This is a genomic window from Massilia rubra (assembly GCF_011682065.1).
Classification (GTDB): Bacteria; Pseudomonadota; Gammaproteobacteria; order Burkholderiales; family Burkholderiaceae_D; genus Telluria_A; species Telluria_A rubra.
Genome location: NZ_VUYU01000003.1, coordinates 162579 through 175220, shown reverse-complemented (window position 1 = coordinate 175220; position 12642 = coordinate 162579). Strand labels below are relative to the sequence as shown.

The 12642-nt window shown below is 63.0% G+C and carries 7 protein-coding genes; all 7 read left to right on the top strand.

What is annotated here, in order from left to right; all coding sequences use genetic code 11:
* The first annotated feature begins 10 nt into the window (after nt 1–10).
* Nucleotides 11–1003, top strand: coding sequence for a zinc-binding alcohol dehydrogenase family protein (locus tag F0185_RS05830; RefSeq protein WP_167222455.1), 993 nt, complete (start codon nt 11–13; stop codon nt 1001–1003).
* A 172-nt stretch (nt 1004–1175) separates the two neighbouring features.
* On the top strand, nt 1176–2741 hold the full coding sequence (locus tag F0185_RS05825; protein WP_167222453.1) for an integrase: 1566 nt from the start codon (nt 1176–1178) through the stop codon (nt 2739–2741).
* Nucleotides 2742–2839: 98 nt separating this feature from the next.
* Nucleotides 2840–4900 carry a UvrD-helicase domain-containing protein gene (locus F0185_RS05820; RefSeq protein WP_167222451.1) on the top strand — a complete coding sequence of 687 codons (2061 nt, stop codon included), beginning with the start codon at nt 2840–2842 and terminating at the stop codon, nt 4898–4900.
* A gap of 76 nt (nt 4901–4976) precedes the next feature.
* Nucleotides 4977–5459 (top strand): cache domain-containing protein, encoded by a 483-nt coding sequence (locus F0185_RS05815; protein ID WP_167222449.1) that lies wholly within the window; start codon nt 4977–4979, stop codon nt 5457–5459.
* Between the two features lie 167 nt (nt 5460–5626).
* Nucleotides 5627–8068: an Ig-like domain-containing protein gene (locus F0185_RS05810; protein WP_167222447.1), complete on the top strand. Its 2442-nt coding sequence runs from the start codon at nt 5627–5629 to the stop codon at nt 8066–8068.
* A 265-nt stretch (nt 8069–8333) separates the two neighbouring features.
* Nucleotides 8334–10946: an Ig-like domain-containing protein gene (locus F0185_RS05805; RefSeq protein ID WP_167222445.1), complete on the top strand. Its 2613-nt coding sequence runs from the start codon at nt 8334–8336 to the stop codon at nt 10944–10946.
* A 278-nt stretch (nt 10947–11224) separates the two neighbouring features.
* The gene (locus F0185_RS05800) at nt 11225–12448 is read left to right on the top strand and encodes a Fic family protein (RefSeq protein WP_167222443.1); all 1224 of its coding nucleotides are present in this window, start codon (nt 11225–11227) and stop codon (nt 12446–12448) included.
* The last annotated feature ends 194 nt before the right edge of the window (nt 12449–12642 follow it).

Below are 12642 nucleotides of genomic sequence, written 5' to 3'. Positions count from 1 at the left end.
AGGAAACAACATGAAAGCCATCGCCGTCATTAACGGAGCCCTGCACGACGTCAACCTGCCCGAGCCGCAGCCGCAAGGGCGCGACCTGGTGGTCAAGGTCGAGGCGATTTCGGTCAATCCGGTCGACTACAAGCAGCGCCAGGGGGCCGCCCACGATGGCGAACCGCAGCTGCTCGGCTGGGACGTGGCCGGCACCGTCAGCGCCGTCGGTCCGCAGGCCAGCCTGTTCAAGGTGGGCGATGCGGTCTATTACGCGGGCAGCGTGGTGCGTCCGGGCGCCAACAGCGAGTTCCATGCGGTCGACGAGCGCATCGTCGGGCGCAAGCCGGCCAGCCTGAACGCCGAGCAGGCCGCCGCCCTGCCGCTGACCAGCATCACCGCCTGGGAAGCGCTGTTCGAGCGCCTGGGCGTCTCGCGCAGCGGGGCCGACGAGGGCAAGTCGGTCTTGATTATCGGCGGCGCCGGCGGGGTGGGCTCGATCGCGATCCAGCTGGCCAAGAAACTGGCCAGGCTGACCGTGGTGGCGACGGCCTCGCGCCCGGCCTCAAGCCAGTGGTGCACGGCGCTGGGGGCGGACCATGTGATCGATCACCACGGCGACATGCCGGCGCAACTGGCCGCGCTGGGGCTGGCGCAAGTCGACTATATTTTGTGCCTGAACGATATCGACCTGCATTTCGCGGCCATGGCGACCGCGATCGCGCCGCAGGGCAAGATTTGCGCGATCGTGCGCAATGAACGGCCGCTGCCGATGGACCTGGTGTTCGCCAAGAGCGTCACCGTGGTGTTCGAGATGATGTTTACGCGCTCGATGTTCGGCACGGCCGACATGATCGAGCAGCACCACTTGCTGAACGAGGTGGCGGCGCTGGTCGACGCCGGTGTCCTGCAAACCACCGTGGGCGAAAGCGGCGGCAAGATCGACGCCGCCAATCTGGCGCGCGCCCATGCGGCGCTGGAGGCGGGAAGCACGATCGGGAAGATTGTGCTGTCGGGCTTCTAGCCGACGGCAGCGCGCAAAAAAGCCCTGCGATGCAGGGCTTTTTTATAGCTGGGGGAACGAGCCAATGACAATGATCAGTTAAACTATCACCCTGGTTTGGGTCGCACCCCACATAGACGGTGGGCAAGAAAGTTGTCGGTAGCTGACTCGCCGAATCCCTATTTTCCATCCGATGACAAGCTCTGTCAATCCACTTGAAAACCTCGCGCTGGTACGGCTGCTCGAGTTCCTGTCCGACAGCAGTCCGTGGAACCGCTCCCTCTGGGGTATCGGCGTCGTGTTGGCACTCGACGAGCTATATGAGGCCTGTGCCGTGATGGCCCAAGGGCATCTCAGCGAAGCTGCCGTCAAGCGGCTTATCTCTTCGCTGAACAAGCGCGTTGGCTTGCACCCGGGATTCACGGGTGCGGAGAAGAAGTTGCTTCATCAGCAGCTTCAGCAGGTTCCTCGCCCTGAAAGCGTTGCCCATTACACCATCCGGCAGATGTCCGCCTTGGTCTCGGCCGACTACTTGCTGAGGTGGGGGCGGGTCGTCGCTTCAGGCAATCTTACTGTGGAATTCTTTGCGCGCAGCGTTGCAGGCCACCTGCTTGATGCCGGATTCTCTGGACAGCACTTACGCAACTTCATCAACGCACGCATTCGGGAGAGCACGCCCTTTTCGCTTGCGCAGCTTTGCAGCGATCTGCATCGGGAGATGATCGCCTGCCCGCCACGCGATAGGGACGTGCTGCTCGCGTTCGGGACGCCCCCCCGGCTGGTAAGCGGGGTGCCGCCATGCTGGCTGCAAGGACCGCAGGTCACCAACTGGCTGAGGGCGCACGGCTTCGACACCGCCGCAATCCGTGCCCCGGTGGCGCTCGTTCTCAAAGTGCGCGCGCGCGACCTGGAAGGGGCGGCACAGCTTGCGCGTAGCGAATCGGACCGTTACGCGGCCCGCGCATTGCTGGCGACCGGCCAGCAATTGAAACGGCTACCCAAGCTATGGGTGGCAGGCGCCGCTGCGCCGTTCGATCTGGACCATGATCGTCGTGGTGTCGAAGTCAAGGAGCTGTATCGGGAAGATCGGATCTTCTCTGCCGATACTGACAAAAGCGTCGATGCTGCACTGGAACTGCTTGCCCATCTGGACGGTAGCTCACCGGTGGCGGCCGTGGCCGGCGGCTGGGGCGCGATTGAAGGATTGCTGGCGCCGCCAACGGATCGATCGAGCGCGGCGGACAACCTGGCCGCGCTCGTTACCTGTTCCTTCCCGCGCGCCGAACTGACCAGATTGGCGCACCTGGTCCGGCGGCACTGCCCGGGTCTTTCGCCGGCACTCGACAGTGCGCAGAGCAATCGCGAACGTTCGCGCCTTGTCGGAGCGATGATTATTGCCGGCAACATGCCGTTGCTGCCGGGCTTGAGCGACCAGGCTGCTGTGACGCGGATGCGCAAACTGTTTCAAAATCCCAAGGTGGAACTGGACGTCATTCGCGAAGTGAGTTCCGATGCGTTTCACCGTTTGTATCGGCAGAGAAACCTGATTTTGCATGCGGGTAAGCTCGATAGCGTGGCGCTGACTCCGGGTCTGCGCACTGTGGCAAAACTGGCCGGTGCCGGGATGGATCGTGTCACGCACGGACACTATGTCCAGCATCTGAAGCCGCTCGATCTGGTCGCCAAAGCCAACGTGGCCCTGGCGCTGGCCGATGCCGCCAATCCGCTCGCGTGTGTCGAATTGCTTGAGACGGGCTGACGCCAGGCCCGCTCCGGCGCGAGCACGATGGCGTCACCGGAAGCACCGGGCGCGTGCGTTACAATGCCCGGTCGTCCCCCACCTGATTGCCCCGCCCGATGTCCACCACTCCCAGTTTCGGCCTGAACGTTCCGCAGAGCGAGGCGGTCATGTACCTCGACGGCCCCTGCCTGGTGCTGGCCGGCGCCGGCTCGGGCAAGACGCGCGTCATCACCCAGAAAATCGCGCACCTGATCGAGGACCGGGGCTACGATCCGCGCACCATCGCCGCCCTGACCTTCACCAACAAGGCCGCGCTGGAAATGCAGGAGCGCATCGCCAAGCTGCTCAAGCAACCACGCCAGGCCAAGCAGCTCACCGTGTCCACCTTCCATTCCCTGGGCGTGAAAATCCTGCGCCAGGAAGCGGCCGGGGTGGGCCTGAAGGACCGCTTTTCGATCATGGACAGCGACGACTGCTTCGGCCTGGTCCAGGATCTGGCCATTACCACCGACAAGCAATTGATCCGCAGCATACAGAATTCAATTTCGCTGTGGAAAAATGCCCTGATCGATCCCGAAGATGCCGTCAACAACGCCAAGGATGAGGACGAAGCCCAGGCCGCGCGCGTGTTCCGCAGCTACGTGGCGACCCTGGCGGCCTACCAGGCGGTCGACTTCGACGACCTGATCCGCCTGCCGGTGGAATTGTTCCGCAATAACGATCCGATCCGCGACAAATGGCAGCGCCGCCTGCGCTACCTGCTCATGGACGAGTATCAGGACACCAACACTTGCCAGTACGAGCTGGTCAAGCTGCTGGTCACCGGCATCGGCAAGAAACCGATGTTTACCGCCGTGGGCGACGACGACCAGGCCATCTACGCCTGGCGCGGCGCGTCGGTGGAAAACCTGAAAACCCTGGGCGACGATTTCCCGGACTTGCGCGTCATCAAGCTCGAACAGAATTACCGTTCCACCACGCGCATCTTGCAGGCGGCTAACGCGGTCATTTCGAACAATCCCAAGCTGTTCGAAAAAGCCCTGTGGTCCGAGCACGGCCTGGGCGAGCCGATCTCGGTGCTGGGCATGCAGAGCGACGACCAGGAAGCCGAGCAGGTGGCGATCATGATCTCAAGCGACCGCTTCCAGCGCAAGAACAAGTGGTCCGATTACGCCATTTTGTATCGCGGCAACCACCAGGCGCGCGTGATCGAGCAATGCCTGCGCAAGGAGCGCATTCCCTACACGATTTCGGGCGGCCAGAGTTTTTTCGACAAGGCCGAAATCAAGGACATCATCAGCTACCTGCGCCTGATCGCCAACGATGGCGACGACCCGGCCTTCATCCGCGCCGTCACCACGCCCAAGCGCGGGGTCGGCATGGCCACCCTGGAAGTGCTGGGCGCGTTTTCCAAGCAGTGGAACTGTTCCCTGTTTGAAGCAACCTTCAAGGGCGGCATCGAAGCGAAGTTGCCGGACCGGCAGTTGTTGCCTTTGCGATCCTTTTGCAACTTCATCAACCAGCTCGAAGCGCGCGCCAGCCGGCCCGGTCCGTCCGGCAGCGGCGAGAACGCAGCCGCCGTGCTCGACGACATGATGAAAGAGATCGCCTACGAGAGTTATCTGTACGATACCTTCGACGACCGCGCGGCGCAAAGCAAGTGGCAAAACGTGCTCGAATTTACCAACTGGCTCAAGGAGCGCGGCTGTGGCGGCAAGGATAAATCCGGCGAGGAAAAAAACCTGCTGGAACTGACCCAGATGGTGGCCTTGATGAGCATGTTGGAAGGCAAGGACGAAGAGCCGGACGCGGTGCGCATGTCGACCCTGCACGCGTCCAAGGGACTGGAATTTCCGCACGTCTTCCTGGTCGGCGTGGAGGAGGGCATCCTGCCGCACAAGGGCGATCCGGACGCGTCGGTGGAAACCATCGGCGCGCGCATCCAGGAAGAACGGCGCCTGATGTACGTGGGCATCACGCGCGCCCAGCGCACCTTGCACATTACCTGGTGCAAGAAACGCAAGCGCGCCGGCGAACAAGTCCATTGCGACGTCTCTCGTTTCATCAAGGAAATGGCGCTCGACGTCGGCGCCGCTGCGCCCACCGAAGCCGAAACGATCTCGCCCAAGGACCGCCTGGCCAGCCTGAAGGCGCTGCTTGCAACACCGAAAACTTAACACTCGGCAGCACCTCACAGAAGTGCTAGGATTGACCAACGCGCCGCCCTGGCGCGCGTCCCCGAAGGGAGTTTCCATGTCGACATTCACCACCGTAGCGCGCGGCGCAGTTGTTACCCTCGCCGCCGCGATGCTGTCCTGGGCCGTGGCCGCGCCCGCCATGGCCGAGGAGTTCGCCACCAAGCCGGAAGCCGAAGCCATGGTCAAGAAAACCCTCGTCTTCATGAAGGCCAACGGCAAGGACAAGACCTACAGCGAGATCAACCGCAAGGACGGTCCCTTCACCGACCGCGACCTGTACATGGTCGCTTACGGCTTCGATGGCGTGGTGCGCGCGCATGGCGCCAATCCGAAAATGCTGAACAAGAATCTGATGGAGTTAAAGGACATCGACGGCAAGGCGTTCGTGAAAGAACGGGTCGAGATGGCTAAAAAGAATCCTTCTTTTTGGCAAGAATATAAGTTCACTAATCCTGTGAGCGGTAAGATTGAACCAAAGGCAATGTATTGCCAGCCGAGCGAGGATGTGATCATCTGCGGTGGTGTTTATTTGCGATAAATTGCACGCACGATTCAAATTTTGTTTGACGGTAACTTCCGAGTTTGAAATACTGAATTCACCGCCGGCGCATGCGCCCGCCACTTTCCAAATCGCCTGCCGGGCTTGTCAGCGCACCGGTCGCGCGTCATTTGGACCCCTTCACTTCCAATGACGAGCACACAAGCATGGCGACCGTATCCGACATCACCGTAACCCCTACCTCCGGCCTGATCCACATCGATGCCCTGCTCGACTCGGGGCCGGACTGGAACTACCTCACGCCGGCCGGCAATACCATCCTGTACACCTTCTCTGTCACGACCGGCAATGAAGCGACGCAGAGCGGCCAGAGCGCGTTTTCCGCGTCCCAGCAAACCGGGGTGCGCGCGGCGTTTGCCACCCTGGCCGCGCTGACCGGTATCACGTTTACGGAAACGATGAGCGGCCTGGCGGCCGATGTGCACCTGGCCTCGGTCAATATCAGCGGCGCCTCCACGAGCGGTTTGTGCAGCTGGAGTTCGAGCTATAACTACAGCGGCAGCACCGTGACCGCGTACGATGCGCAAGCCTATGTCTATCTCGATAACGTCGAGTTCGGAGCCGCCAACGCCAGCCTCGCGCCCGGCACCGGCGGCTACCAGACCCTGCTGCATGAACTGGGCCATATGATGGGCCTGAAGCATCCCTTCGAAGGTACCACCCATCTCCCGGTGGGCGACGACAATACCTCGAACACATTGCTCTCGTACACCAGCGTGGGCGGCCCGTACGCCGACTTCAGCCCGTACGACGTGGCGGCCCTGAAGTGGCTGTACGGCGGCGACGGCCTGGGCGGCGCGCTCGGCATCAATTCGACCGGCGGCGGGCGCTACCTGGTCGGCACCAGCCTGCCCGACACCCTCACCGGCGGCACGGGCGCCGACCGGTTCGAGGGCGACGGCGGCGACGATATTGTCAACGGTGGCGGCGGCACCGATACCGCCGTGTTCCGCGGCAATTACGCCTCGTACACCGTGCTGGACCTCGGCGGCGGCAGCGTGCGCGTGACCGGGGCCGACGGCACCGATACCCTGAACTCGGTGGAACTGCTCAAGTTCGACGACCAGAGCGTGCCGTCGTCGCAGGTGGTGACGCCGCCCGGTGGCGACATCACCGCGCCGGGCGCGCCGATTGCCAGCCTGGTCAAGAACGCCAACGGTTTCGTGTCCGGCAACAAGCCGCTGGTCAGCGGCAGCGCCGAAGCCAACGCCAAGATCGACATCTACAGCGCGGTCGGCCTGGTCGCCAGCACCACGGCGGCGGCCAACGGCACGTACGCGGTTGCCACCTCGGCCCTGGCCGATGGGCTCGACTTGGCGCTGACCGTGCGCGCCACCGACGCCGCCGGCAATGTCTCGCTCCCCAGCGTGGCGCTGCAGTTCAGTGTGGACACCGTGGCGCCGACGGCGCCGACGGCGAGCGTGAATGTCTCGGCCAATGGCGCAGTGCTGTTCAGCGGTAACGGCGAAGCCGGCAGCACCATCCGCCTGACCAACGCCAGCGCCATCATCGCCGAAGGCACGGTTGGCGCCGGCGGCAGCTGGAGCCTGGGCGGCAGCACCCTGGCCAACGGCAATTACGATGTCACCGTGAGCGCGCTCGACAAGGCCGACAACAACACCACGTCCACCAAGCACCTGTTGTTTACGGTCGGGGCCAGCAGCACCATCGGCGGCAGCGCCGGCAACGATACCCTGCAGCCGACCGCGGGCAACAACGTCATCGACGGCGGCGCCGGCACCGACACGGTCAACTACACCGGCCCGCGCGGCAACTACGACGTGGTGCGCGACAACAGCGGTTTCGTGCTCACCGCCCGCAGCGGCACCGACGGCGTCGACTTGCTGCGCAACGTAGAAGCGGTCAAGTTCAGCGACAGCACCCTCAAGCTCGAATACGACGACGTGGTGCAGGCCCTGTACCTGGCCTACTTCGGGCGCGCGGCCGATTCGGGCGGCTTGTCGTCCTTCCAGTCGCAACTGGTCGACCTGCAGGCGCCCGTGTCGTTTTCGGGCGTGAGCGCGGCCTACGCCAACAATGCCGGCCTGCACAATCTGATCGACAGCTTCGGCGCCAGCGCCGAATCGGCGGCCCTGTATCCGGGCAGCACCGCCAGCTTCATCGCCGCCGTCTACCAGAACATCTTCAACCGCGCCCCCGACGCCGGCGGCGCGGCGTTCTGGACCAACGCGATCGACAGCGGCAACCTGTCGCGCGCCAACGCCTCGCTCTCGATCATGGCCGGGGCGCTGGAAAACACCACGGCCCAAGGCATTCTCGACGGCAAGCTGGTCAACAACAAGATCACCATCGCCTCCGACTTCACCCTGGCCATCGATACCCCGGCCGAGCTGGGCAGCTATGTCGGCAACACGGCGGCCGCCACGGTGCGCAGCATGCTCGCCACGGTCACGGCCACGACCGATATCGCGGCCTTCCAGGCCACCATCGCCAGCACCTTGCTGAAGATGAGTGGGGCCGGGGTGCAGGGGGCGGCTTCCTCGTCCTTCTACGAAGCCGACCTGCCGGACCTGCCCATCGGCCTGGTCGGCGTCAACCACACGTCCCTGGTCGACCTGCCGCTGTAAGCGCACCGGCTTGCCGCGCCAGATTGCCGGGCCCGCGGCCGGCGTCGTCCCTTGCGGGCGACGCCGGCTTTTTGCCATGCGCGGGCAGCGGCGCGGTGTGCACAGCCGAAGATGCACATTTCATAATTTAATTGACGTCATTACATAAATTTGGAATACTGCGGCGCTTGTCGAGTAAAACGCGGCAATATTCCATATCTGTTTGCCGGACGTTCAAGATCGGTTCGCGGTTGGAAACCTTTCCACATCCAACACTAGCCACTGCATGCCCAATATCTCCGATCTCGATACCGTCCTCTCCGGCCTGAACCACATCGACGCCCTGCTCAGTGGCGGCCCCGACTGGAACTATGTGACGCCTGTCGGCAACACCATCCGCTACACCTTTTCGATTGCCGCCAATAACGAGGGCGCCAACAGCGCCGCCAACGGCTTGCTGGCCTTCAGTGCGGGCCAGCAAGCCGGTACGCGCGCGGCCCTGTCCTACCTCGGTACGATCACCGGCATCGTGTTCGCCGAAACGGCCGATACCGCCGCCGCCGACGTGCACCTGGCCTCGAAGGACCTGGGCGGCGGCACGGCCGGCCTGGCCAGTTGGAAATCGAGCATGTCGTACTCGGGCGAAAAGCTGCTCGGTTACAGCGCCAAAGCCTATGTGTATCTGGACGACGTCGCCGCCGCCCTGCCCGAGAACGCCACCCTGGCGCCCGGCTCGGGCGGTTTGCAGATCCTGCTGCACGAACTTGGTCATATGCTGGGCCTGAAGCACCCGTTCGACGACGCGATCCGCTTGCCGGCCGCCGAGGACAACACCAGCAACACGCTGCTCTCGTACACCACCAAGGGCGGTCCGTACGCCACCTTCAGCCAGTATGACATTGCCGCCCTCAACTGGCTGTACGGCGGCGACGGCCTGGGCGGCGCACTCGGCATCAACTCGACCGACGGCGGGCGCTACGTCACCGGCACCAACGGGGCCGACACCCTGGCCGGCGGCGCCGCCAACGACCGCCTCGAAGGCGACGGCGGCAACGATACGCTCAACGGCGGCAACGGCACCGATACCGCCGTCTTTCGCGGCAAGTTCTCCGCGTATGCCTTCACCGACCTGGGCGGCGGCAAGCTGCGCGTGAGCGGCGCCGACGGCGTCGATACCCTGAGCTCGGTCGAAGTGCTGAAGTTCGACGACCGCAGCGTACAGTCGACCCAGGTGGTGGCGCCGCCGGTGGTCACCCCGCCGGTGGTGACGCCGCCGCCGGTGGTCACGCCACCGCCGGTCGTGACGCCACCGCCGGTAGTCACCCCGCCGCCAGTCGTCACGCCGCCGCCGGTGGTCACCCCACCGCCGGTGGTTACGCCACCGCCGGTGGTCACCCCGCCGCCGGTGGTCACGCCCCCGGCGGCCGACAGCACCGCGCCGGCCGCGCCGACTGCCAGCCTGGCCAAGAATCCCAACGGTTTCGTGTCCGGCAACAAACCCATGGTGAGCGGCAGCGCCGAAGCCAATGCCAAGATCGATGTGTACAGCGGCGCCACGCTGGTGGCCAGCACCAAGGCTGGCGCTGGCGGCGACTGGGCGGTCGCCACCTCGGTCCTGGCCGATGGCCCCAACCTGGCGCTCACGGTGCGCGCCACCGACGCCGCCGGCAATGTCTCGGTCCCGAGCGCGGCCCTGGTGTTCGGCGTCGATACCGTGGCGCCGGCGGCGCCCTCGGGCAGCGCGCTGGTGGCCGCCGGCAGCGTGGTCCGCTTCAGTGGCAGCGGCGAAGCCGGCAGCACGATCCGCCTGAGCAACGCCGGCGCCACCCTCGCCGAAGGCACGGTTGGCGCCGATGGCAACTGGAGCCTGGGCGGCAGCGCCCTGGCCGACGGCAATTACGACGTCCTGGTCAGCGCGCTCGACAAGGCCGGCAACACCAGCACGGCCGCCAAGCACCTGCTGTTCGCGCTGGGCGCATCGAGCACGCTCACGGGCACGCCCGGCAACGACCTGTTGCTGTCGGCCAGCGGCAATCATCTCATCGATGGCCTCGCCGGCGCCGACTCGGTCAGCTACGACGGCCCGCGCGGCAATTATTACGTGGTGCGCGACGACAGCGGTTTCGTCGTCACCGACAAAGCCGGCAACGGCGGCGTGGACGTGCTGCGCAATGTGGAATCCATTCGCTTCAACGGCGGCGTTCTCCAGCTCGACTACGACGAGGTGGTGCAGGCGCTGTACCTGGCTTACTTCGGGCGCGCGGCCGATTCGGGCGGACTGGCATCGTTCCAGTCGCAGCTGACCGACCTGAAGGCGCCGCTGACGTTTTCGGCCATCAGCGCGGCCTACGCCGGCAATGCCGGCCTGCACAGCCTGATCGACAGCTTCGGCGGCAGCGCCGAATCGGCCGCCATGTATCCGGGCAGCACCAACAGCTTCATCGCCGCCGTCTACCAGAATATTTTCAACCGCGCCCCCGACGCCGACGGCCTGGCGTTCTGGACCAACGCGATCGACAGCGGCAACCTGTCGCGCGCCAACGCCTCGCTCTCGATCATGGCCGGCGCGCTGGAAAATACCACGGCCCAGGGCCTGCTCGACGGCAAGCTGGTCAACAACAAGATCACCATCGCTTCCGACTTCACCCTGGCCATCGACAACTCGGCTGAAGTGAACGGCTATGTCGGCGCCGGCGCGGCGGCCACGGTGCGCGCCATGCTCGGCACGGTGACGGCCGCGACCGATATCGCGGCCTTCCAGGGCACCATCGCCGGCACCTTGCAGGAGATGGTCAATGGCAGGGGGCAAAGCGGCGCTTCCTGGGCTGCTTATGAGGCCGCGCCGCCAGACCAGCATATCGCGCTGGTCGGACTGAACGACCTGATCGATCTGGCGTAGTCGGCCACAGTAGAAAAAGGGGGGGCGGTTGGGCTGGATCGCTGTCGGCCGCTGGCAGAGCGCGCCTGCCAGCGCATGTGCAGTGAGCGTAGCAGACATCCCGTTTTTGGAAGATATGTCATTATCTGAGGTCTGCGTCAACGTAGGCTTTCAGTAGCCAACCCAGCAGTTTGGCGGTCGTTATTGTAATCTCTTGATATAGGATGGCCCTGACAGGCATTTATTATAGAAAATAGATAAAATTTATAATAACGGCGCCACGCGCGGATCGCTATCTCATGCAACCCTGTCATTCCAGAGCTGGCAAAACCATTCCCCAAGGAAGCGGCTATTTAGCTTTTGTACCAGCAAAATTGCCTCCGCCCATTGCTTTCGACGGCGAGATGATCAGGCTCATGTCCGATGCCGATATCGCCTTGGGCCGTCTTGCCGGTATCACCGAAATCCTGCCGAATCCAGAATTGTTTGTCGCAATGTATGTGCGCCGAGAGGCCGTGCTGAGCTCTCAGATTGAAGGCATTCAATGTACGCTCGATGAGGTGTTGGAGGCTGAAATCGATGAGAACGGCATTCGGACTAAAGACATTGCCGAAGTTGTGAATTATGTGGATGCAATGAACTATGGGATGGAGAGACTCACGACTCTGCCTTTATCGTTGCGCTTAATCCGCGAAACGCATTCGCGGTTGATGAATGGCGTTCGTGGGGAGCATAAGGCCCCCGGTGAATTTCGGAAAACGCAAAACTGGATCGGGCCACAGGGATCCACACTCAGTAATGCGGCCTTTGTCCCTCCGCCAGTTCCGGAAATGAATGAGGCGCTTGCCGATCTCGAACAATTCCTGCATGACCGGCATTCCATCCCCGTGTCGATCCAATGTGCAGTCACGCATCTCCAGTTTGAGACAATCCATCCATTTCTTGACGGAAATGGTCGTATTGGCCGATTGCTTGTTCCATTGATGCTTCATCAACGCGAAGTGATGGCCAAGCCGCTGCTATACATCAGTCACTACCTCAAGGCGAACCGGCACGAATACTATGACCGCTTGATGGACGTGCGCGTGAATGGCAACTGGGAAGGATGGGTTAAATTCTTCCTTACCGGTGTAGCAGCCGTCGGCAATGAAGCTGCGGATACTGCAAAAAGAATTGTTCAGTTCCGTACTGAGGCGCAACAGGCGGCCGCCAAAATGGGCAAGCCTGAACTGGCGCTCATCGATCATCTCTTCAAGCACCCGATCATGGATGCGCGCACTGCGGAGAAATTGCTTGAAGTGACTTATGCAACAGCCAATAATGCGCTCTCGTCACTCGAAAAAGCAGGCTTGGTTGAGGAGACTACCGGCCGGAAACGCAATCGCATGTTCCGCTTTCGAGGATACCTGAAGCTCTTCGACGATACGCCAAGCAGGCCCCCCGCGATTTACGACCGTGAGAAGCCAACGGGATATCAACATAGGGCTGATGAGCCTGGTAGGGAAGAGCCGCTTTGGCCATAGCAATTCCCGCATGCCATTCCCAAGCGTCAGCAGTCCGTTTGGTCAGCACCCGGTCTGGATTGACCCGCTGTTGTAGGCTCAGGGTCCCACTTACCCGTGTCTACAGTCGCGTTACCGGATGCGGGTGGCACCTGCCTGTTGCCTTGGTGTGATTGGGAAAATGTGGTTTTTTGAACAAAATGCGGCCTTGGCTG